Source organism: Thiemannella venezuelensis (genome assembly GCF_014203605.1).
Taxonomy (GTDB): Bacteria; Actinomycetota; Actinomycetes; order Streptosporangiales; family Streptosporangiaceae; genus Planomonospora_A; species Planomonospora_A venezuelensis.
The window spans coordinates 151,224-172,541 of record NZ_JACHJJ010000010.1 but is presented as its reverse complement, the minus strand read 5'-3'; the positions used below and the strand labels follow the sequence as shown (position 1 = coordinate 172,541).

General features: G+C 73.3%; 18 protein-coding genes. 6 read left to right on the top strand and 12 right to left on the bottom strand.

Annotated elements, in window-relative coordinates; all coding sequences use genetic code 11:
- Positions 1-68: 68 nt before the first annotated feature.
- The 9 genes from FHS22_RS17030 to FHS22_RS16995 all read right to left on the bottom strand — a co-directional run bounded on the left by FHS22_RS17030 (position 69) and on the right by FHS22_RS16995 (position 9,202).
- Entirely contained in the window at positions 69-1,538 is a 1,470-nt protein-coding gene (locus tag FHS22_RS17030) for a S1C family serine protease (protein WP_260408001.1), read from the bottom strand.
- A 189-nt stretch (positions 1,539-1,727) separates the two neighbouring features.
- The gene (locus tag FHS22_RS17025) at positions 1,728-3,263 is read right to left on the bottom strand and encodes an acyl-CoA synthetase (RefSeq protein WP_184942781.1); all 1,536 of its coding nucleotides are present in this window, start codon (positions 3,261-3,263) and stop codon (positions 1,728-1,730) included.
- 156 nt (positions 3,264-3,419) lie between these two features.
- Positions 3,420-4,028: a hypothetical protein gene (locus FHS22_RS17020; protein WP_184942780.1), complete on the bottom strand. Its 609-nt coding sequence runs from the start codon at positions 4,026-4,028 to the stop codon at positions 3,420-3,422.
- A 174-nt stretch (positions 4,029-4,202) separates the two neighbouring features.
- A complete protein-coding gene (locus tag FHS22_RS17015) occupies positions 4,203-5,042 on the bottom strand; it encodes a MetQ/NlpA family ABC transporter substrate-binding protein (protein WP_184942778.1) in 840 nt (279 codons plus the stop codon).
- Positions 5,043-5,127: 85 nt separating this feature from the next.
- Positions 5,128-5,784, bottom strand: a complete 657-nt coding sequence (locus tag FHS22_RS17010) for a methionine ABC transporter permease (protein ID WP_184942776.1) — start codon at positions 5,782-5,784, stop codon at positions 5,128-5,130.
- Entirely contained in the window at positions 5,781-6,743 is a 963-nt protein-coding gene (locus tag FHS22_RS17005; RefSeq protein ID WP_184942775.1) for a methionine ABC transporter ATP-binding protein, read from the bottom strand. Before FHS22_RS17005 ends, FHS22_RS17010 begins: the two co-directional genes overlap by 4 nt.
- A gap of 175 nt (positions 6,744-6,918) precedes the next feature.
- Positions 6,919-7,044 (bottom strand): hypothetical protein, encoded by a 126-nt coding sequence (locus tag FHS22_RS38095; protein WP_260408000.1) that lies wholly within the window; start codon positions 7,042-7,044, stop codon positions 6,919-6,921.
- Between the two features lie 86 nt (positions 7,045-7,130).
- Positions 7,131-7,919: a response regulator transcription factor gene (locus tag FHS22_RS17000; protein WP_184942773.1), complete on the bottom strand. Its 789-nt coding sequence runs from the start codon at positions 7,917-7,919 to the stop codon at positions 7,131-7,133.
- Positions 7,916-9,202: a sensor histidine kinase gene (locus FHS22_RS16995; protein WP_420829964.1), complete on the bottom strand. Its 1,287-nt coding sequence runs from the start codon at positions 9,200-9,202 to the stop codon at positions 7,916-7,918. The genes FHS22_RS17000 and FHS22_RS16995 overlap by 4 nt, the downstream gene beginning before the upstream one ends.
- Positions 9,203-9,543: 341 nt before the next feature.
- Here FHS22_RS16995 and FHS22_RS16990 point away from each other — a divergent pair, with 341 nt between their 5' ends.
- Complete coding sequence (locus tag FHS22_RS16990) at positions 9,544-10,800, top strand: serine hydrolase domain-containing protein (protein ID WP_221473727.1); 1,257 nt, start codon at positions 9,544-9,546, stop codon at positions 10,798-10,800.
- 49 nt (positions 10,801-10,849) lie between these two features.
- On the opposite strand, the gene FHS22_RS16985 is transcribed toward FHS22_RS16990, so the two are convergent.
- On the bottom strand, positions 10,850-12,055 hold the full coding sequence (locus FHS22_RS16985; RefSeq protein ID WP_184942769.1) for a cytochrome P450: 1,206 nt from the start codon (positions 12,053-12,055) through the stop codon (positions 10,850-10,852).
- 217 nt (positions 12,056-12,272) lie between these two features.
- A complete protein-coding gene (gene lon, locus FHS22_RS16980) occupies positions 12,273-14,675 on the bottom strand; it encodes an endopeptidase La (protein WP_184942767.1) in 2,403 nt (800 codons plus the stop codon).
- 200 nt (positions 14,676-14,875) lie between these two features.
- Here lon and FHS22_RS16975 point away from each other — a divergent pair, with 200 nt between their 5' ends.
- The 5 genes from FHS22_RS16975 to FHS22_RS16955 all read left to right on the top strand — a co-directional run bounded on the left by FHS22_RS16975 (position 14,876) and on the right by FHS22_RS16955 (position 19,985).
- On the top strand, positions 14,876-16,171 hold the full coding sequence (locus FHS22_RS16975) for a sensor histidine kinase (protein WP_184942765.1): 1,296 nt from the start codon (positions 14,876-14,878) through the stop codon (positions 16,169-16,171).
- A 30-nt stretch (positions 16,172-16,201) separates the two neighbouring features.
- Positions 16,202-16,939: a response regulator gene (locus tag FHS22_RS16970; protein ID WP_184942764.1), complete on the top strand. Its 738-nt coding sequence runs from the start codon at positions 16,202-16,204 to the stop codon at positions 16,937-16,939.
- Positions 16,940-17,188: 249 nt separating this feature from the next.
- Positions 17,189-17,929 (top strand): alpha/beta hydrolase, encoded by a 741-nt coding sequence (locus tag FHS22_RS16965; protein WP_184942762.1) that lies wholly within the window; start codon positions 17,189-17,191, stop codon positions 17,927-17,929.
- Positions 17,922-19,271, top strand: coding sequence for an acyltransferase family protein (locus tag FHS22_RS16960; RefSeq protein ID WP_260407999.1), 1,350 nt, complete (start codon positions 17,922-17,924; stop codon positions 19,269-19,271). The genes FHS22_RS16965 and FHS22_RS16960 overlap by 8 nt, the downstream gene beginning before the upstream one ends.
- Before the next feature lie 60 nt (positions 19,272-19,331).
- Positions 19,332-19,985 carry a biliverdin-producing heme oxygenase gene (locus tag FHS22_RS16955; RefSeq protein WP_184942761.1) on the top strand — a complete coding sequence of 218 codons (654 nt, stop codon included), beginning with the start codon at positions 19,332-19,334 and terminating at the stop codon, positions 19,983-19,985.
- A gap of 126 nt (positions 19,986-20,111) precedes the next feature.
- Here the strand turns inward: FHS22_RS16955 and FHS22_RS16950 are convergent, their stop codons facing one another.
- Positions 20,112-21,215, bottom strand: coding sequence for a winged helix DNA-binding domain-containing protein (locus FHS22_RS16950; RefSeq protein ID WP_184942759.1), 1,104 nt, complete (start codon positions 21,213-21,215; stop codon positions 20,112-20,114).
- Between the last annotated feature and the right edge of the window lie 103 nt (positions 21,216-21,318).

The following is a 21,318-nucleotide window of genomic DNA, read 5'->3' as shown; positions in this document are numbered from 1 at the left end:
AGCGGTCTCCCGGGCTTCCCGATGCCCGGGAGACCGCTCGCAGGTCTTCCCGCCCCCGGCGCCGGGGACTACTCGCCGGTCTTCTCGACGAGGGTCGCGGTGACGGTCTGGGTCCGGCCGTCGCGGACGTAGGTGATGACGATCCTGTCGCCCGGCTTGAGGCCGCGGATCGCGCCGACCACGGTGGAGGAGCCCTCGACCGCGGTGTCGCCGATCTTGGTGATCAGGTCGCCCTGCTTGAGGCCGGCCTGCGCGGCGGGGCTGCCCTCGGTGACCTGCTGGACCATGGCGCCGCCCGCGTCGCCGATGGCGTCGGCCATGCTCACGCCGAGGAAGGCGTGGGTGACCTTGCCGGTGTCGATGAGCTGCTGGGCGACGTGCTTGGCCGTGTTGACCGGGATGGCGAAGCCCACCCCGATGTTGCCCTCGCCGCCGTTGGTGGCGATGGCGGTGTTGATGCCGATCACCTGTCCCTGGGTGTTGACCAGCGCGCCGCCGGAGTTGCCGGGGTTGATCGCCGCATCGGTCTGGATGGCCCCGCCGATGGTGGTGGCCGTGCTCCCGCCCTGCTGCTCGCCGCCCCAGCCGGGCGGGAGCTGCTGCCGCCGCTCGCCGCCCACGTTCAGGGTGCGGTCGAGCGCGCTGACGATCCCGGCGCTGACCGAGCCGGACAGGCCGAGCGGGCTGCCGATGGCGAGCACGGAGTCGCCGACCTTGATCTGGTCGCTGTCGCCGAGCGAGGCCTTGGTGAGGCCGGAGACGTTCTCGGCCTTGATGACGGCGAGGTCGGTGGCCGGGTCGGTGCCGACCAGCCTGGCGGTGGCGGTCTTGCCGTCGCTGAACTTGACGGTCAGCTGGCCGCCCTGGGCCGCGGAGTCCACCACGTGGTTGTTGGTGAGGATCATGCCGTCCTCGGTGAGGATCACCCCGGAGCCCTCGCTGCCGCCCTGGCCGCTCTTGACCTCGATCGAGACGACCGAGGGCTGGACGGCCTCGGCGACGTCGGCGACCGTGGCGTTGTCGCCCACCGGGCGGGCCACCGGGACGGAGGAGGCGACCGGGGTGCCGCCGTCGAAGGCGGTGGCGGTGAAGGCCCCCACGACTCCGCCGCCCACGGCCATGGCGGCCAGCGCGAGCCCGGCGCCCAGCTTCTGCGCGGCGCTCAGCCGCGTGCGCTGGGCGGGCACGATGGGCGCGGCGGGCACAGTGGGCACAGTGGGCGCAGCCGACACAGTGGGCGCAGCCGGCGCGATGGGCGCAGTGGGGAGCGGTCCGGCGGCGTGCCCGGCCGGGGGCGCCGCGACCGGCTCGGCGGGCCGCTCGAAGACCGGCTGCTCGGCCGTGTGCCGCCCGGCGGCCTGGTCCGGGACGGGGTGGACCTGCGTCTGCTCCTGACCGGAGTCCTGGCCGGCGCGGAAGCCGCCCGCGCGGGGCGGCGTCGCGCCGAACTGGGTCCAGCCCTCGTTGCCGTAGGCCCCCTCCCCCGAGGTGGCGCCCTGTGCCGGAGTCGTGCCGTGCTCGTCCTTGTTGTCGTTCATGTCATCCCCCATGTGCTACGTCCACCCGTGGACGCCACGGTGACGACCGGTTCCTCCGGTGACATCCACGATGCCGGGTCCGGTGTAAGAACCGCTTAAGAGGATGATCTCGGTGATCCGCGCCCCCTGACGGCGGCTTTATCAGCCGTGGTCAGGGGGCGGGGCGCACGCCGTACGGAAACCGAAAAATCATGGTTTCGCGGGCCAGTACTCGTCGCGGAGCAGCCGCTTGTACAGCTTGCCGGTGGGGTGGCGGGGCAGTTCCTCCCGGAAGTCGACCGACTTCGGGCACTTGTACGGCGCCAGCCGGGCGCGGCAGTACTCGATCAGCTCGGCCTCCAGCGCCGGGCCGGCCTCCTCCATGGAGAGCGGCTGGACGACGGCCTTGACCTGCTCGCCCATCTCCTCGTCCGGGACGCCGAAGACCGCCACGTCGGCCACCTTCGGGTGGATCGCCAGCACGTTCTCGGCCTCCTGGGGGTAGATGTTCACCCCACCGGAGATGATCATGTAGGAGCGGCGGTCGGTGAGGTAGAGGAAGCCGTCCTCGTCCACGTAGCCGATGTCGCCCAGGGTCGTCCAGCCCCGGCCCCGCGGGTCCCGGGAGGCCTTCGTCTTGTCCTCGTCGCCGTGGTAGACGAACGTGGGCCCGTCGGAGAAGTAGACCGTGCCGTGCTCGCCCGGCGGCAGCTCGGCGCCGTCCTCGTCGCAGATGTGCACGACGCCCAGGAGCGGGCGGCCGACCGTGCCCCTGTGCTTGAGCCAGTCCTCCGAGCCGACGTAGAGGAAGCCGTTGCCCTCGGTCCCCGCGTAGTACTCGTGGATGATCGGGCCCCACCAGTCGATCATCTGCTCCTTGACCGGCACCGGGCAGGGCGCGGCGGCGTGGATCGCGCACGCCAGCGACGACAGGTCGTAGCGGGCGCGGGTCTCCTCGGGCAGCTTGAGCATCTTGATGAACATGGTCGGCACCCACTGCGAGTGCGTGACGCCGTACTTCTCGATGAGCGCGAGCGCCTGCTCGGGGTCGAACCTCTCCATCACCACGATGGTCGCGCCGAGCCGCTGGAAGCTCATGCAGTAGCGCAGCGGCGCGGCGTGGTACAGCGGCGCCGGGGAGAGGTAGACGCTCTCGGCCGAGGGCGCGAAGAGGAACTGGATGAGCTGGAGCAGCGGGCCGGGGGTGTCGAGCGGGGCCGCCGAGAGGGCGGGCTTGACGCCCTTGGGGCGGCCGGTGGTGCCGGAGGAGTAGAGCATGTCGGCGCCCTGGCACTCGTCGGCGATGGGCGTGGCCGGATGGGCGGCGACCGCCTCCTCGTAGGAGTCGAAGCCGGGGGCGGTGCCGTCCAGCATGAGCCGGCGCTCGACTCCGGGGGTGGCGTCGGTGATGGAGCCCGCGACGTCGGCGAGGCCGGCCGAGGAGATGAAGATCCGGGCCTCGCAGTTGTCGACGATGTAGGCGAGCTCGTCGGTCGTGAGCCGCGAGCTGATCGCGGTGTAGTAGAGGCCCGACCGGTGCGCGGCCCAGGCCACCGCCAGGAACAGCGGATGGTTCTCCAGCATGAAGGCGATGTGGTCGCCCGGCCGGAGCCCGGCGGCGCGGAACAGGTGGGCCAGGCGGTTGGACTCCTCGTCCAGTTCGCGGTAGGTGACGGTCCGGCCGGAACCCGCCATGATCACAGCGGGCCTGTCGGGGGAGATTGCTGCGATGGCTCCGGGGTGCATGAAACCGAACGCTACTCGGTTTGTTCTCCGGTGAGAAGTAGGCGCTTACCACGGGATATGTGCGCGCACACGGCGGGGCCGCGACCTCGCGGGAGAGGTCGCGGCCCCGCTCTCGGACGACGGCCCGGGACGGCCCGGGTGCCGCCGGGTAACCGGTCAGACCTGGCTGTAGACGCTCTGCCAGCCACCGAAGTAGCTGTTGGGCTCGGACGGGTTGCCGCGGCTCACCTGGACGTAGATGGCCTTGGCGTCCTTACCGCTGAACGAGTAGAACTTCGCGTGCTTGTTGCAGTTCTTGAAGCTCTTGTAGTGGACCGAGTCGTCGAAGTTCACGACCTTGAAGGTCTCCCACGCGCAGTGGTGGTTCCACTTGCCCCACCACTTGTGGTTGATGAGCTTGCTGTCGACGGTGTAGGGGTACTCGTGGACCCACTTCCAGACCTTCTTCTTGTGCCAGGTCTTGACCCACGCGCACTTCTTGTGGCCGTTCTTCCACCAGCACTTCTTGACGGTCTTGGAGTACTTCTTCCAGTACCAGTGCTTGAAGGAGTTCTTGTGGACCGTGACCTCGCCCTTGGCCTCGGCCTTGTGGTTGCTGGAGAAGTACGGGCCCCAGGTGTCGTGGAAGTAAGGGCTGGTGGCGGTTGTGGCGGTTGTTGCGGGAGCGGCGGGAGCGGCGGTCTGGGCGTTTGCCGCGACCGGGGCGCCCATCGCCAGAAGGGCGGCCGCACCGGCGCCGACCAGGATACGGGTGGCGAATCGCATTGAGGGGTCCTCTCGGGAATGAGGATTTTCTGACGCTCCCGTTGTATGACCCGTCGATTGCCGCCCGCTTACAGTTCGCTTTAAGGGCCAGGCCACGCCGCGATTCCGGTAAGGGAACTTTCCTGATCTTCCGCAATGGAAGATCAGGAATTCGCCGGCGTGGCCCGGCGGTTCTCAGTCGCCGCTCGCCGGAATGACGGAGCCGCTGTAGGTCTGCTCGATGAACCGCTTCACCTCGGGACCGGTCAGCAGCGCGGCGAGCTTGGCCACGCGCGGGTCCTGCTCCTTGCCCGCGGCGACGACCAGGCCGTTGGCGTACGGGTTGCCCTCGGCCTTCTCCAGCACCAGCGCGTCGGTGGCGGGCTTGAGGCCGCCCTCGATCGCGTAGTTGCCGTTGATGACCGCGGCGTCGACGTCCTCGAGCGAGCGGGGCAGCTGGGCGGCCTCCAGCGGCTGGAAGGTCAGGTTCTTCGGGTTGGCGGTGACGTCGCGCTCGGTGGCGGCGGTGCCGACGCCCTCCTTCAGGGTGACCACGCCGTTGTCGGCCAGCAGCTTCAGCGCGCGGCCCAGGTTGGTGGCGTCGTTGGGCACGGCCACGGTCGCGCCGTCGGCGAGCTCGGCGACGGCCTTGACCTTCTTGGAGTACAGGCCCAGCGGCTCCAGGTGCACGTCCTTGACGTAGGTCAGCTCGGTGCCCTTGGAGGCGTTGAAGTCGTCCAGGTACGGCCGGTGCTGGAAGAAGTTGGCGCCGAGCTGGCCGTCGTCGAGCTGGACGTTCGGCTGCACGTAGTCGGTGAACTCGACGATCTCCAGGTTCAGGCCCTGCTCGGCGGCGAGGTTGTCCTTGACGAACTTCAGGATCGCCGCGTGCGGGACCGGGGTGGCGCCGACCTTGAGCACCTCCCCCGCGGCGGGCGTGGCGGCGGCGGTGGTGCCGGACTCGGTCGAGCCGCAGGCGGTCAGCGCCAGCGCCAGGGCGGTGGCGGCGGACGCGACGGCGAAGAACCTGCGCATGGTGCACTCCTTTTTCGGGGTGTGAGAAGCCGGGGCCCCCGCTCGTGACGGGGTCCCGGAGAGGGCCGGAAGGCCCCGGGGAAGGTCAGCGGCGTGCGAGCCGGCGGGCAACGGCGTCGCCCAGGGTCTGCACGAGCTGGACGAGGACGATCAGCACGATGACGGTGACCACCATGAGGGTGGTCTCGAAGCGCTGGTAGCCGTACCGGATGGCCAGGTCGCCCAGACCGCCGCCGCCGATCACCCCGGCCATGGCCGAGTAGGAGATCAGCGCGACCACGGTCACGGTCAGCCCGGCGACCAGGCCGGACCTCGCCTCAGGCAGGAGGACCTTGCCGACGATCGTCCAGCGGCCGGCGCCCATGGCCTGGGCGGCCTGCACCGTGTCCCGGCCGACCTCGCGCAGCGCGGTCTCCACCAGCCGGGCGAAGAACGGCGCGGCGCCGAGCGTGAGCGGGACGACGGCGGCGAAGGTGCCGATGGTGGTGCCCACGATCAGCCGGGTCAGCGGGATGACCGCGATCATCAGGACGATGAAGGGCAACGACCGGCCGACGTTGACGATCATGCCGAGCACGGCGTTGAGCGGCCGGGAGGGCAGCAGCCCGCCCCGGTCGGTGACCACCAGCGCGACGCCGAGCGGGAGGCCGGACAGCACGGTGAACAGTGTGGACCAGACGACCATCTGGGCGGTCTGCCCGGTCGCCTCCCACAGCAGCGGGCTCATCTCCTCCCAGGTCATGCCGCCACCTCCACCAGCAGGCCGCGCTCGGCCAGGTAGCCGAGGGCCGCGGCGCGCTCGCCGCCGTCGAGGCGGACCCGGAGCCGGCCGACCGAGACTCCGGCCACCTCCTCCAGCGCCCCGCCGAGGATGCTCACGTCCACGTCGAACTTGCGCACGACCTCCGAGACCACGGGCTCGTCGGCCCGCCCGGTGAACGTGATCGTGACGTTCCCGGGCTCGGGCTCGGGCAGCGGGAACAGCTCGGCGGCCAGGCGCGAGCCGGGCCGGGCGATCAGCTCGGTGATGCCGCCCGACTCCTCGACCAGGCCGTCGCGCATGACGGCGACCGAGTCGCAGACACCCTTGACGACGTGCATCTCGTGGGTGATCAGCAGGACGGTCAGGCCGAGCTCGCGGTTGAGGGTCTTCAGCAGCGCGAGGATCGACTGCGTGGTGCCCGGGTCGAGCGCCGAGGTGGCCTCGTCCGAGAGCAGCACCGAGGGGTTGCCCGCCAGCGCCCGGGCGATGCCGACCCGCTGCTTCTGCCCGCCGGACAGCTGCCCCGGGTAGGCCCCGGCCTTGTCGGCCAGCCCGACCAGCTCCAGCAGCTCGGCCACCCGCCTGCCCCGCTCGGCCCGGCCGGCGCCCATCACCTCGAGGGGGAAGGCGACGTTCCCGGCGACGGTGCGCGACGACAGCAGCGCGAAGTGCTGGTGGATCATCCCGATCCGCTGCCGAGCCCGGCGCAGCTCGGCCTCTCCCAGCGCGGTCAGTTCCTGCCCGGCGACGGAGACGGTACCCGCGGTGGGCCGCTCCAGCAGGTTCACGCAGCGCAGCAGGGTGCTCTTGCCGGCGCCGCTCTGCCCGAGCACGCCGAAGATCTCGCCCTGGCGGACCCGGAGGTCGACGCCGCCCAGGGCGACGACCTCCCGTCCCCGGTCTCGGTAGACCTTGCGCAGGTCCGACACATCGATCACAGCGGTTCCCCCAACATGGATGGATCGTGAGAAGAGACTTCGGAAGGGGGGACGGCTAGCGCGTGCCGGGGTGGAACGGCAGGTGGCTCAGGCGGCGCAGGACGAGGGTGTCCGCGGGGCAGTTCATGGGGCAGGGCCTTCTCGGGGAGGGAACGGGCTTCGGCGCGAGGGGGACTCAGCGCATGGAGGGCATGCCGCCCATGGCGCACATGCGGGCCGTCCCGCACATGCGCGTGCCACGACACATGACCCGGCCCTGCGGGGTCATGTCGATGCCGTGTGCCACGTTCACGTCCGCCACAACGCCTCTTCTCCTCCCCGCATTCCCCGCAGGCCGCGTGACGCTCGCCACACGGCCGTCCGGTGCTCCGGGAACCGGTGGAGCCGTCAGGAGGGGTGCGGAGGAAAGGCGTCCGCCAGACCGGCCTCGTGGGCGAGGATCGCCGCCTGGACCCGGTTCTCCAGCCCCAGCCGGGTGAGGATGCGGTTCACCCGGCTCTTCACTCCCGCCTCGGAAAGGCCGAGGCTCCGGGCGATCCGCGTGTTGGACAGGCCCCTGGCGACCAGGACCAGGACCTCGAGCTCCCGCGCGGTCAGTTCGCCGATCCGCCGGGCCGCCTCGGACCGCCCGTCCGGCCGTGCTTCTCCCGCGGCCGACGCCGCCGTCCCGGGTCCCGCCGCGTCCGCGGCGGTCTCCCCCGCGCCGGGCCGCCGGGCACCGGTGAGCAGGACGGGGGGCAGGGCCGCGACGACTCCGATGATCCGCCGGGTGACGGCCGGGGCGAGCGCGGCCTCTCCGGCCGCGACCGCGCGGATGGCGTCGGCGAGCCCGTCGGGCGAGGTGTTCTTCAGGACGAACCCGGAGGCGCCCGAGCGCAGGGAGGCGTGGACGTACTCGTCGAGGTCGAACGTGGTCAGCATCAGCACGCGGGGGCGGGGGCCGTCGTGCGGCCAGTCGGCGAGGATGCGTCCGGTCGCCTCGACGCCCGTCGTCCCGGGCATGCGTACGTCCATCAGCACCACGTCGGGCCGCAGGTCGAAGGCCGCGGCCACCGCCTCCTCCCCGTCGGAGGCCTCCCCCACGACCGTCAGATCGGCGCGCCGCTCGATCATGACGCGCAGCGCCGCCCTGACCAGTTCCTGGTCGTCGGCGACGAGCACGCGCACCGGCGTCATGCCGGACCCCGGGGGACCGCGGCCGCGGCGTCCCCGCCGGGCGGGAGGCCGCCCGCGGCCGCGGCGTCTCCGGAGGACGCGGGTCCCGCCGCGGCGTCCTCCGCGGGCCCGGGATCCCCGCAGGACGGGTCGGAGAAGGGGAACAGCGCCTCCACCCGCCATCCGCCGCCCTCGACGGGACCGGCGCGCAGGACGCCGCCGAACAGCGCGACGCGTTCGCGCATGCCGACCAGGCCGAGCCCGGAGCCGGCCAGCGGCGTGTGCGCCGGCGCGGGCGGCCCGTTGCCCACCGTGACGGCCAGCCGCCCGCCGTCCCGGCGCAGGACGATCCGTACGTCGGTGGCGCCCGCGTGCCGGAGCACGTTGGTCAGCGCCTCCTGGACGACGCGGTAGGCCGAGACCTGCACCGCGGGCGGGACCCCGTCCACCGGGTCCGCGTCGGCGGTGACCCGGCACCCGGCGGCGCGGGCGGTGGCGGCGAGCCGGTCCAGGTGGCGCAGCGACGGCTCCGGAGCGGGGTCCGGCCCGTCCCGGTCGTCGGTGAGCAGGCCCAGCAGGCGCCGCATCTCGGCCAGCGCGGTGTCGGCGGCCCGGCCGATCGCGGCCACGCCCCGGTCGGCCAGACGGGGGTTGTCGTCCAGCACCTCGGCGGTGACGCGCGCCTGCATCGCGATCGCGCTGACGTGGTGGGCGACCAGGTCGTGCAGGTCGCGGGCGATGCGCGCGCGCTCGGCGAGCACCGCGCGCCGGGCGCTGACCTCCTGCTCGGCGCGGAGCCTGCCGGCCAGTTCGCGCAGCCGGGCCGCGTCGGCGTGGATGTGCCGCCGGGAGGCGCCGAGCCACCAGACTCCGGCCGACAGCGCGACGACCAGCGCCACCCCGGTGGGAGCCACCACCGGCTCCCTCGGGGAGGGCAGGCTCAGCCACGGCCCGGCGAACTCCGGTGCGAGCACCGCGGCCGCGACCACGCCGGCCGCGGCGGCGCTCGCCGGGGGACGCGCGTACCGGGCGACGGCGTAGCCGGCGAACAGGATGCACACGCCGTCCTTGAAGTCGACCAGGGGATCGACCAGCTCGTAGGCCACGTAGGCGGCGGCGACCACCGCCAGGACCGGCCACGGACGCGACCGCCGCCAGGCCAGCGGCACGGCCTGGGCCAGCAGCAACGCGACCGCCGCCACGCCCCCGGCCCCGGGAGTCCCCTCACCGTGCCGCAGCAGCAGCGCCAGCGCGGCCAGCACCGCCGCCGGCAGCGCGTCCGCGAGCAGGGGACGGACCTGCAGCCCCCGCCGCAGCGCGGAGACCGTACGGGGAGGCCGCGTCCGGAGGGCCGCGAGGGGGACCCGCGCCCGGGGAACCGCGCGGGACGGCGGCGTCCGGGAGATCGATCCGGGGATGGGTGCTCCTCCGCTTCGCAGGGGGACCGGGGGCGGCCTTCTACGCCGCCAAGCGTAGGACAGCGGCCTCGGCGGAGGAACGCATCCAAAGTTGCGCCGGTGCCCGCCCGGTCCTCCCCGGGGCCGATACGGGTCCGGGCTTATGGCCGATCCGGCCGGCGGTCTCCCTTCCTAGGGTCGAACCACCCGCCGGGCCCACCGGCGCCGACCACGGAGAGGACCCTTCCATGAACCACCCCGTTTCCCCGCGCTCCGCCGCTTCCCGGCCTTCCGGCGCGCCGGCGCCGCAGAGAGGCGGGCGGCGTCTGGCGGCGCTCTCCGCCGCCTGCGCCGTGACCGCCGTCCTGGCCGGCTCCCTCATGTCGCCACCCGCCTCCGCGGCCGCCCCCGCCGCGGGAGCCGGGGGTGACGCCGCCGCTCCCGGGTACGGCCGCGCGCAGCTCCAGCGCGACGTCGACGCCCTCCTCAAGATCGGAGTCATCGGCGTCGACGCGCAGGTGGTCACCGCCGGCGGCGGGCGCCTGGTCGCCACCGGCGGCGTCGCCGACCTGCGGACCAGGCGGCCCGTCCCCGCGGGGGGCTACACCCGCATCGCCAGCGTCACCAAGACCTTCGTCGCCACCGTGGTCCTGCAGCTCTCCGAGGAGGGCGCGCTGTCCCTGGACGACACCGTCGAACGCTGGCTGCCCGGCGTGGTCAGGGGCAACGGCAACGACGGCCGCACGATCACGATCCGCCGGCTCCTGCAGCACACCGGCGGCGTCCCGGAGGCCTATCCGGCCTTCACCACGGTGGAGCAGTACCTCAAGCACCGCTACGACCCCTTCACCCCCGGGCAGATCGTGGCCGACGCCATGAAGAAGAAGCCGGACTTCGCCCCCGGCAAGGGCTGGCTGTACTCCAACACCGGCTACATGCTGATCAGCATGATCATCGAGAAGGCCACCGGCAACCCCTGGCACGTCGAGGTCCGCGACCGCATCAGCCGGCCCCTCGGGCTGCGGCACACGCGCTGGTCGGGCACCTCGGTGGACGTCCCCTCACCCCACGCCAAGGGCTACCTGGTGGGCGTGCGGAACACGCCGCTGGACGTCACCAAGCACTTCGACGGCGACGCGGCCGGCGGCCTGATCTCCACCACCGGCGACGTCAACCGGTTCCTGCGCGCCCTGGCGGGCGGCAGGCTGCTGCCGCCCGCGCTGCTGGAGCAGATGCGCGCCACCGTCCCGGCCACGGCGTTCGAGGCGACCTGGCCGGGCGTGCGCTACGGGCTGGGGATCATGTCGCGCCCGCTGTCGTGCGGCGGCGTCTACTGGAACCACGGCGGCGACGACCTCGGGTACAGGACCCGCGTCGGCGTCACCGCCGACGGCCGCCGCAGCGTCGTGCTGGCGATGTCCACCCAGTTCGGCGACGCCCGCACGCAGGCCCAGGAGAAGGCCGCCGGCGACCTGGTCGACCGCGCGCTCTGCGCCGCGGGCTGACCGGGCCCGGCGCGCGGCGGCGGTCTTCGGTCGCGCCGTACGGCCGGTGTCATCCGCCGAGGCGGACCGGCATCTCCTTGATGGAGTTGACGAAGTTGGAGCGCAGGCGGCGCACCGGCCCGGCGGGCGCGATCCCGGGGGCGCGCTCGGCGAGGACCTCGAACAGCACCCGGACCTCCATGCGGGCCAGGTGCGCGCCCAGGCAGAAGTGCGGGCCGCCGCCGCCGAAACCGATGTGCGGGTTGGGGTCGCGGCCGATGTCGAAGACGTCCGCGGCGGCGAAGACGGCGTCGTCGCGGTTGCCCGACGGGTAGTAGAGGACGACCTTCTCCCCCGCCGGGATCTTCTGGCCGCCGAGCTCGGTCTCGTCGAGCGTGGTCCGGCGCATGGTGATGACCGGGGAGACCCAGCGCACGACCTCGTCGGGGAGCGTGCGCAGCAGCGACCGGTCCTCCAGCAGCCGCCGCCACTGCTCCGGGTGGTCGAAGAACGCCTGGAGCCCGCCGGAGGCGGCGTTGCGGGTGGTCTCGTTGCCCGCCACGGCCAGCAGCATCACGAACACCCCGAGGGCCAGGTCGTCCATGCTCGTGCCGTCCTCGCCGGGGGCGACGAGCTTGCTGACGATGTCGTCGCGCGGCTCGGCCCGCCGCTGCGCGCCGAGCGCGGCGGCGTAGGCGAGCAGCTCGAAGGCGGGCGTCTGGTCGCCGGTGGCGAACTCGGGGTCGTCGGCGCCGATCAGCGCGTTCGACCAGGTGAAGATCCGTTCCCGGTCCTCGGCGGGCGCGCCGAGCAGCTCGCAGATCACGTACAGCGGGAGCGGGGCGGCGACGTCGGCGACGAAGTCGACCGGGCCGCCCGCCGCGCCGCGGGCCAGGGCGGCGCCGACCAGCTCGTGGCAGATCTCGCGGATGTGCTCCTCCAGCTTGCCGATCATCCGGGGGGTGAAGCCGCGGTTGACGATGCTGCGGGTGGCGGTGTGCTCCGGCGGATCCTGGAAGAGCATCATGAACCGGTTGCGGGAGAGCTGCTCCTCGGTCGGGTCGGGCACCATGATGCCGCCCGCGTGGGAGGAGAAGACCTCCGGGTGCCGGGAGACGTGCTGGATGTCGGCGTGCCGGGTGACGGCCCAGAAGCCGGGACCGCCGGGCTCGGCGTGCCGGTGGACGGGCGAGTTCTCCCGCAGCCAGGCGTAGCCCGCCCACGGCATGCCGGTCTCGTACAGCGAGGGGTCGTAGATGTCGATCTCGGGGGTCATGGGGAGCCTTCTGTGCGTCATGTCCGTGCCGTGATGAAGTCTCCCAACTCCCCCGCCGCGGCGGGACCCCTCCCGGCAAATCGTGATCTTGCCTTGCCCGCCGCGGATCCGGCGCCGGTACGGCGACGCGGACGGCCCGCCCTCCCCCGCGGAGGGGAGGGCGGGCCGTCCGGCGGGCCGGCCGCCTCCGTCCGGCGGTCCCGGCGGAGGCGGGCGGTCAGGCCGCGGCGGTCTCGGCGACCTTGGCCGGGGTGAGCGCGATCTCCAGGACCTCCCGCACGTCGCTCACCGTGTGCACGGTGAGCTCGTCGCGGACGGCCTGGGGGACGTCGTCCAGGTCGGGCTCGTTGCGGGCCGGGATCAGCACGGTGGTGATGCCCGCGCGGTGGGCGGCCAGCAGCTTCTGCTTGACCCCGCCGATCGGCAGCACCCGGCCGGTGAGGGAGACCTCGCCGGTCATGGCCACATCGCCGCGGACCGGGCGCCCGGACAGCAGCGAGGCCAGCGCCGTGGTGAGCGTGATGCCCGCGGACGGACCGTCCTTGGGCACCGCGCCCGCCGGGAAGTGCACGTGCACCGAGCGGTCCTTCAGCGAGGAGACCGGCAGCTCCAGCTCCGCGCCCCGCGAGCGCAGGTAGGACAGCGCGATCTTCGCCGACTCCTTCATGACGTCGCCGAGCTGGCCGGTGAGGGTCAGGCCGGTGTCGCCGGTCTCCGGGTCGGCCAGCGACGCCTCCACGTAGAGGACGTCGCCGCCCGCGCCGGTGACCGCCAGCCCGGTGGCCACACCCGGCACCGCCGTACGCTGCCGGGACTCCGGGAGGGAGGACTCGGGCACGTGGCGCGGGCGGCCGAGGTAGCCGACCAGGTCGCCGGCCGCCACCGTCACGGGGAGCCCGCCCTCGCCGAGCGCGGCCTTCGCGGTGACCTTGCGCAGGACGCGGGCGATCGAGCGCTCCAGGGAGCGGACCCCCGCCTCCCGGGTGTACTCGCCCGCGAGGCGGCGCAGGGCCTCCTCCTCGACCGTCACCTCGTCGGCGGCGAGACCGGACTTCTCCAGCTGGCGCGGGAGCAGGTGGTCGCGGGCGATGGCGACCTTCTCGTCCTCGGTGTAGCCGTCGAGCGTCACGATCTCCATGCGGTCGAGCAGCGGGCCGGGGATGGCCTCCAGCACGTTGGCCGTGGCGAGGAAGAGCACGTCGGACAGGTCGAGCTCGACCTCCAGGTAGTGGTCGCGGAAGGTGTGGTTCTGCGCCGGGTCGAGCACCTCCAGCAGCGCGGCGGTCGGGTCGCCCCGGTAGTCGGAGCCGACCTTGTCGATCTCGTCGAGGAGCACGACCGGGTTCATCGAGCCGGCCTCGCGGATCGCGCGGACGATCCGGCCGGACTGGGCGCCGACGTAGGTGCGCCGGTGGCCGCGGATCTCGGCCTCGTCGCGGACGCCGCCGAGGGCGACGCGGACGAACGTGCGGCCCATCGCGCGGGCGACGGACTCCCCCAGCGAGGTCTTGCCGACTCCGGGAGGGCCGACCAGCGCGAGCACGGCGCCGCTGCGCCGCCCGCCCACCGCGCCCAGGCCCTTGGCGGCCCGGCGCCCGCGGACGGCGAGGTGTTCGATGATGCGGTCCTTGACGTCGTCGAGACCGGTGTGGTCGGCGTCGAGGACCTGGCGGGCCGTGGCGATGTCGACAGCGCCCGCTGGCGCGCCTTCGGCACGACGTTCCTCGGTGTACACGTTCCACGGGATGTCGAGGACGGTGTCGAGCCAGGTGCGGATCCAGCCGGTCTCCGGCGACTGGTCGGAGGTCCGCTCCAGCTTGTCGACCTCCTTGAGCGCGGCCTCGCGCACCTTCTCCGGCAGGTCGGCGGCCTCGACGCGGGCCCGGTAGTCCTCCTCCTCGGTCTCGGCGGAGTCGCCGTTGAGCTCCCGCAGCTCCTTGCGGACCGCGGCGAGCTGCTGGCGGAGCAGGAACTCGCGCTGCTGCTTCTCCATGCCCTCCTGGACGTCCTTGCGGATCGTCTCGGCCACGTCGAGCTCGGCCAGGTGCTCGCGCGACCACTCGACGAGCATCGTAAGACGGTCCGCGGGGTCGGGGGTCTCGAGGATCTCGGCCTTGCGCTGGGTGCTCAGCCAGGGGGCGTAGCCGGAGTTGTCGGCCAGGACCGACGGGTCGTCCATCGCGTTGACGGCGTCGACGACCTGCCACGCGCCCCGCTTCTGCAGGATCGTGGTGGCCAGCGCCTTGTACTGCTTGGCGAGCTCCTCGGCGCGCTCGCCCGCCGGGACGGGGTCGATCCGGGTGGCCTGCACCCACAGCGCCGCGCCGGGGCCGGTGGTGCCGGCGCCCACGCGGACGCGGCCGACGCCGCGCACCACGGCGGCGGGCTCGCCGCCGGGCAGGCGGCCGACCTGCTCCACGACCGCCCGGACGCCCACCGGGCCGTAGCGGCCGTCGATCCGGGGAACGAGCAGGACCCACGGCTTGTTCTCGTCGAGTGCCTGGGCGGCCTCGATCGCGGCGCGCACCTCGGTGTCGGACAGGTCCAGCGGGACGACCATCCCCGGAAGCACGACCGCGTCGTCGAGCGGAAGGACCGGGAGGATCAAGCTCTCACTCATCTGCACTCCAGGGGGTTGAGTTATACCGACTCAATTAACAGGAGCCCTCGAATGTTCCCGGACTTGAGCCTTTTCGCTGTGAGCGATCGTAATCGTGTAATCGAGCCCCGGGTGCCGCGGCGGCGTCCCTCTCCGGGGTGACGCCGGCGGTCCCCCCACGGTGCGATCCGGGTGATCGCCGAGCTCCCTAGACTGACCGGATGACCTCTCCCCCCGCCCGGAGCCTGCGGCCGCGGCGGCCTCTCGCCCGGCTGGCGCGGGCGCTCGGCGAGGCCGTGCTGACCGGCAGGTCCGGCCCGGCCCATCCCCGCCCCCGGTGGCTGTCGCCCCGCGTGCCGGGATTCCTCGGGCTGCTGCCGTTCCGGACGGTCGACCTGGTCCCCATCGCCGATCTCGTGCTGGCCTTCGTCCTGTTCCGCGCCGTCCAGTCGATGAACGCCGGCGGGGCCGAGCTCTCCGCTCTGACCGCCGCGCTGCCGCTGGTGCTGCGCAACCGGTGGCCGCTGGCGGCGTGGCGGCTCGCGGCGGTGCTGGCCCCCCTCGACGCCGTCACCCGCGAGCAGTCCACGGACCTCATCTACTCCGCCGACGTCGTGATCATGTATCTCCTGGTGGTCTACGCCGTCGCGGTCCGGTGCGAGCGGCACATCACCATCGGCGTGTGGATCATCTCGATCGCCGGGCTGTGGATCATCGACCTCTCGCTCGAGGCCGTCGGCACGCTGTTCCTCGGCGGTACCATGGTGACCGTCGCCGTCCTGCTCGGCTACAACATCCAGGCCAGGCGGACGGCCGCCGGGCGCCTGGCCGAGGAGGAGCGGCGCAGCGAGCGGGCTCTGGCCGGCCAGGCCGTGCTGGAGGAGCGGGCCAGGATCGCCCGGGAACTGCACGACGTGGTGGCGCACCACATGTCGGTGATCGCCATTCAGGCGGAGGCCGTGCCGCTGAAGGCGAAGGGGGAGGTCAGGCTGCTGGAGGAGGGCCTGGCGGAGATCCGCACGCTCTCGCTGGCGGCCATGACCGAGATGCGACGCGTGCTGGGCGTGCTGCGGGACGCCGACGGGGCGCGGGACACCGGGCCGCAGCCGGGCCTGGGGCGGCTGGAGGAGCTCGTCGCCACCGCCCGCTCCGCCGGGCTCACCGTGACGCTCAGCCTGGGCGGCGACCTGCTCGAACTGCCCACGGCGGTGAGCCTGTCCGCCTACCGGATCGTGCAGGAGTCGCTCAGCAACGCCATGCGGCACGCGCCCGGCTCGACCGTCTCCATCAAGATCGGCCGGTCCGGCGACGAACTGAACATCCACGTGGCGAGCAGCGCCGGGACCCGCCCCGCCGCGGAACCGGCGACGGCGGGTCGCCCCGGGCACGGCCTGATCGGGATGCGGGAACGGGTCTCCATGCTCGGCGGGAGCCTGTGGACCGGCCCGGTCGGCACGGGCTTCGCGGTCACCGCCATACTGCCGATCACACAGGACGACTCGGCGGCCACGGCCTGACGGCCGCGGCCCCCACGCTGGAGGCTATCGGTGACGATCCGGGTGCTCATCGCGGACGACCAGGGAATGGTCAGGACCGGGTTCACCGTGTTCCTGGACGCCCAGCCGGACATCGAGGTCGTGGGCGAGGCGGTGGACGGACGGGACGCCGTCGCGCGCACCGCCGAACTCCGGCCGGACGTGGTCCTGATGGACGTGCGCATGCCGGTCATGGACGGCCTGGCCGCCACCAGGGAGATCCTCTCCCCCGGCGGACGCGGGGACTGCGGCGGGCGGGACGGCGGCGGTCCGCCGGACGGGAACGGGTTCCCGGGCGAGGGCGTCCCGCCGGGCGGGCACCTGCCGAAGATCCTGATCCTGACCACGTTCGACCTCGACGACTACGTCTACGAGGCGCTGCGCGCCGGGGCGAGCGGCTTCCTGCTCAAGGACGCCTCGGCGCAGCAGCTCGCCGAGGCCGTCCGGGTGGTCGCGTCCGGGGAGGCGCTGCTCGCGCCCTCGGTGACCAGGCGGCTCATCGCGGAGTTCGCCCGTGTCGGGCCGAGCCGCCCGCGCGCCCGGCTGGACGAGATCACCGAACGCGAGACCGAGGTGCTGGTCCTCATCGCCAGGGGCCGGTCCAACCAGGAGATCGCCGAGGAGCTGGTGCTCTCGGAGCAGACGGTCAAGACGCACGTGGGCCGGATCCTGGCCAAACTGGACCTGCGCGACCGCGCCCAGGCGATCGTGTACGCCTACGAGTCCGGGCTGGTCCGCCCCGGCGAGTGAGCCCCCGGGGTCCGCCCGTGCTCCCGCCGTCCGGAACCGTCCGCCCGTGCGGCGCCCCGGGTCCTCCGGGACGGTTCCGGCCGCCGGACGCCCGGCCGCCCCGGACCCGCCGGCGCCTCCGTGAACCGCGTGCCGTGCCCGGTGTCCCTCCCCGGGGGGAGGCGGAGGTGAGCACCTGAGGGTGACGCGGGCGACCGATCTTGGTTCGTAGCGTCCTGTCCCGTTCCCCCCGAACGGACAGGAGACCCCATGTTCCGCCCCTCACTCGCCGTCGCCGCCGTCGCGGCGCTCACCTACCTGGTCGTCCCCTCGCCGCAGGGCGACCGGATCATCCAGGTCTACGGTGATCTCGGCACGGCGGAGCACGTGGCCGTCATCGTCCCGGGCGCCGACACCACGGCCGCCACCTTCGACGGCGGGCGGGCCAAGCCGTACAGCACTCCGGGAGGCGGGGCGCGGACGCTGCTGGCCCAGGCGCGGGAGCTGGACCCGGGGGCGCGGCTGGCGGTGGTGGCCTGGCTGGGGTACGACAGCCCGGCGACCGTCAGCCTGGAGGCGGCGACCGGCTGGGCCGCGGAGAAGGGCGCTCCGGCGCTGCGGAGCTACGTGAACGGAACGCTCGGCGGCAAGCGGGTCAGCCTGCTCTGCCACAGCTACGGGTCGGTGGTCTGCGCCAAGGCCGCGCCGGGGATCCGGGCGGACGACCTGGCCGTGTTCGGCAGTCCCGGGCTCGGCGTGTCGTCCGCCGCCGAACTGGGCGGGGTACGGCTCTGGGCGGGGAGCGGAAGCACGGACTGGGCCCGCGACATCCCCAAGATCAAGATCGGCCCGCTGGGCTTCGGCCGCGACCCCGCGGAGCCCGGGTTCGGCTCCCGCGTGTTCGCCACCGGCGCGGCCGGGCACAGCGACTACCTCGCGCCCGGCAGCGAGTCCCTGCGCAATCTCGCCCTGATCGCCCTCGGGCGGGAGTCCGAGGTGTCCCATGGCTGACCTGGGACACCGTACGGCGGAGCCGGATCTGGGACACCGTACGGCGGAGCCGGATCTGGGACACCCCACGGCGGAGCCGGATCTGGGACACCCCACGGCGGAGCCGGAGGCGGGGCGTCCCGGGCTGCCGGGCGAGGGCCGGGCGGGCGCGGAGCGCGCCGGAGGCGGGCGCAGGGCCGGGGGGAAGGGGCCCGGATGGGCGAGGCGGGTCGAGGCGATGACGCCCGCGGGGCGGGACCGGGGGGTGGATGCGCTGCGGGCCCTGGCGATCTGCGGGGTGGTGCTGGGGCACTGGCTGGTCACGGCCTGGGTGCCCGGGCCCGGCGGGACGCTCTCGGTCTCCAGCCCGCTCGTCTTCCTGCCGGGGCTCACGCCGGTGTCGTGGGTGCTGCAGACGCTGGCGGTGTTCTTCTTCGTGGGCGGGTACGCGGCGGCGCGGAGTCTGGGGGCGGCGCGCGGGCCGTTGCGGGCCGGAGCGGGCGGTCCGGCGCGGGACGGGAGGGGCGGTCCGGTGTGGGTGCGGGCCAGGATGGGGCGGCTGCTCCGGCCGGTGCTCCCGCTCGTGCTGGTCTGGGCGGGGATCGCGGCGGGCCTGGCGCTGCACGGCACGCCGTACGCGTCGATCAGGGCGCTGGCGCTACCGGCGCTCGGGCCGCTGTGGTTCCTGGCGGTCTTCACCGCGCTCACCGCCGCCACTCCCCTGCTGCTGCGGCTGCGTCCGGGTGTGACGGCCCTCTCGGCGGCCGCGGTGGTGCTCGCGGTGGACGCGGTCAGGTTCGGCCTGGACGGGCCGGCCTGGCTGGGGTGGGTGAACCTGGCGGCCGGGTGGCTGGTGCCGTACGCGCTGGGGATGGGCTGGGCGGGCGGCGGGTTCGCCTCCCGGCGGGCGGCGGTGGTTCTGCTGGCCGGAGGCGCGGCCGGGGCGGCGGTCCTGGTGGGCGCGTTCGGCTATCCCGCGAGCATGGTGGGCGTGACCGGGGCGAAGGTGTCGAACCTCAGCCCGCCCACGCTCGCCGCCGTGGCCTTCGGGGCCGCCCAGGTGGGGCTGGCGATGCTGGCGCGGGGGCCGCTGGGCCGGCTGATGCGGCGGCCCCGGCTCTGGGCGGCGGTGGCGGCGGTGAACCTGTCCGCGATGACGATCTTCCTCTGGCACCTGACCGTGGCGGCGGTGGCCGTTCTGGCCGTGCTCCGTTTCGGCGCCGTCCCGGGACTCCTCGGCCCGCCCGCCCAGCCCGTGTGGCTACTGCACCGCCTGGCCTGGGTACCGGTGTTCGCGGTCCTGCTGGCTCTCGCGTGGACGCGGGCGAGGCGGTTAAATGACAGGGCGTCGCCATCCGCTTGACGCGCCTTCCGGTTCTTTGTGACACTGTGTCGTGAAACACCCCTTCGTCGCGGAGTGATCATGACCGAGTCGCCGTTCTCCGAAGTGCTCAAGAACTCCACGTGGGGCGAGCACGCGTCGGCAGAGGACGAGAGCTACCTCAAGGCGCTGATGGCCGGACGGCTCAGCCGCGAGGCCTACGGCGAGATGGTCGCCCAGCACTACTTCGCCTACGTCGCCCTCGACGGCGCCTCCCGGTCCCTCGCCGGCGACCCGGTCGCCGCACCGTTCGTCTTCCCCGAGCTCTACCGCGAGGAGGCCCTGGTCCGCGACCTGGAGGCGATCTACGGCTCCGGCTGGGCGGGCAGGATCGAGCCCTCGAAGCCGACCCGGACCCTGGTCGCCCGGATCGAGCAGGTCTCCTCCTGGCCCGGCGGCTACATCGCCCACCACTACACGCGCTACATGGGCGACCTGTCCGGCGGGCAGTTCATCCGGATGGAGCTGGAGAAGATCTACGGCTACGGGACGGGCGGGGGCGTCGACTTCTACCGCTTCGACGCCGTCGGCAGCCTCCCCCGGTTCAAGAACGAGTACCGCGCCCGGCTGGACGCCCTGCCCGTCGACGAGGCCGAGAAGCAGCGCATCATCCGCGAGACCAAGCTCGCCTACCAGCTCAACACCGAGGTCCTGACCGAGCTGGGCCGGGTGGCGCGGGCCGAGGTCGCCGCCTGACCCGCCGGCCGCGACCGCACCTCTTCCGGCGGCGCAGTCGCGGCGGTGCCGCACTCCGGCGGCACAGTCACGGCGGTGCCGCACTCCGGCGGCACAGTCACGGCCGCCCGCGTCACGCCTTCGGCGTCATCCCTGCGGCGGCGCGAACACGATGTCGCAGACCTTCGCCTTGGCCGCCGTGAAGGCCAGCATCGCGGCGCCCTCGGCACTCACCGCCTCCTCCTCGGCACCGGTCAGCTTCCGGAACGGGCGTACCGTCAGCGTCGCCGTCCCCCGTTTCACGACGGTCCTCCAGGTCGCGGCGACGAGGCCGTCCACCAGGACCATGCACGGCTCCTCCCCGGTCATGCCGAACCCCTGGGCGGCGACGTTCACGGTGACCAGCCGGCTCAGGTCGGCGTGCGAGCGCAGCACGTTGTCGTAGTCGTAGACGAACCGCACCGGCGCGGGCGTGTCCGGGTCGGGGCGCGGCGCGTCCGGCAGGTCGAACAGCTCACGGCCCTGCTCGTCGCGGAAGACCGCCAGCTGCGGCCGGAGCCTCTCGACGATCTCGGCGAGCCGGGTCAGCCCGCACCAGTGCTGCACGTCGCGGACGGTCGCCGGGCCGAACGCGGCCAGGTAGCGCAGGACCAGTCGCTCCAGCGAGGCGGCGGCGTCCACCGGCCGCCCGAGCCACGTCTCGACCGCCTGGTGGGCGGCCGGTCCGCTCTCGCCCCACACCCCGCGCGGCGGCACCTGCACCAGCGGCACGTACGCGCGGATCGCCTGGGCCATCGAGGCGGGATCGTTCTCCGGCCACCGCTCGGCCAGGGCGCGGCCCAGCGCGCTGAAGGTCAGCGGTCCGTCGGCGAGCAGCCCACGGCCGGCCGCCACCAGCTCCGCGAGGTCCAGCCCCGCCAGACCGCGCCGGAAGTTGCCCATCGTCATGCGCTCGATGACCGGGTCCACCAGGGGCCGCAGCCACAGGCAGTCGTCCGGGGTCACCAGGTGGATGGTCGAGCGCATCAGGGCCATGCGCACCGCGCCCCGCTCGCGCAGCAGCTGTGCCGTACCCTCCGGCCGGTAGTCCGCGAGCCGGGACCACAGACCGAGGTACCACGTGTGCGGGGTCTGCGCCTGGAGCCCGACCAGGTGCTCCAGCGCCTGCGCAACCGTCAGCTCCGAACGGCGCAGCAGCAGCTGCCTGTCCAGGGTGGCGCGGTTGAGCGCCCTGGAGCCGAGAGTCGTCATGTGTCTCCTCCGCGTCCCGGTGGATCCCGCCGTCGTCGAGGGCATCCGCCGTCATCGAGGACAACAGTGCCACCCGGCGCAGGGATACGGCACCCGCAATCAT

What these genes read in the sequence shown, in the direction of transcription:
- FHS22_RS16950 (WP_184942759.1), bottom strand. Translation starts at nt 21,215, where the DNA reads ATGACGACTCTCGGCTCCAGGGCGCTCAACCGCGCCACCCTGGACAGG.
- FHS22_RS16990 (WP_221473727.1), top strand. Translation starts at nt 9,544, where the DNA reads ATGAACCACCCCGTTTCCCCGCGCTCCGCCGCTTCCCGGCCTTCCGGC.
- FHS22_RS16985 (WP_184942769.1), bottom strand. Translation starts at nt 12,055, where the DNA reads ATGACCCCCGAGATCGACATCTACGACCCCTCGCTGTACGAGACCGGC.
- FHS22_RS17015 (WP_184942778.1), bottom strand. Translation starts at nt 5,042, where the DNA reads ATGCGCAGGTTCTTCGCCGTCGCGTCCGCCGCCACCGCCCTGGCGCTG.
- FHS22_RS16965 (WP_184942762.1), top strand. Translation starts at nt 17,189, where the DNA reads ATGTTCCGCCCCTCACTCGCCGTCGCCGCCGTCGCGGCGCTCACCTAC.
- FHS22_RS17000 (WP_184942773.1), bottom strand. Translation starts at nt 7,919, where the DNA reads ATGACGCCGGTGCGCGTGCTCGTCGCCGACGACCAGGAACTGGTCAGG.
- lon (WP_184942767.1), bottom strand. Translation starts at nt 14,675, where the DNA reads ATGAGTGAGAGCTTGATCCTCCCGGTCCTTCCGCTCGACGACGCGGTC.
- FHS22_RS16975 (WP_184942765.1), top strand. Translation starts at nt 14,876, where the DNA reads ATGACCTCTCCCCCCGCCCGGAGCCTGCGGCCGCGGCGGCCTCTCGCC.
- FHS22_RS16955 (WP_184942761.1), top strand. Translation starts at nt 19,332, where the DNA reads ATGACCGAGTCGCCGTTCTCCGAAGTGCTCAAGAACTCCACGTGGGGC.
- FHS22_RS17030 (WP_260408001.1), bottom strand. Translation starts at nt 1,538, where the DNA reads ATGAACGACAACAAGGACGAGCACGGCACGACTCCGGCACAGGGCGCC.
- FHS22_RS17010 (WP_184942776.1), bottom strand. Translation starts at nt 5,784, where the DNA reads ATGACCTGGGAGGAGATGAGCCCGCTGCTGTGGGAGGCGACCGGGCAG.
- FHS22_RS17025 (WP_184942781.1), bottom strand. Translation starts at nt 3,263, where the DNA reads ATGCACCCCGGAGCCATCGCAGCAATCTCCCCCGACAGGCCCGCTGTG.
- FHS22_RS17020 (WP_184942780.1), bottom strand. Translation starts at nt 4,028, where the DNA reads ATGCGATTCGCCACCCGTATCCTGGTCGGCGCCGGTGCGGCCGCCCTT.
- FHS22_RS16960 (WP_260407999.1), top strand. Translation starts at nt 17,922, where the DNA reads ATGGCTGACCTGGGACACCGTACGGCGGAGCCGGATCTGGGACACCGT.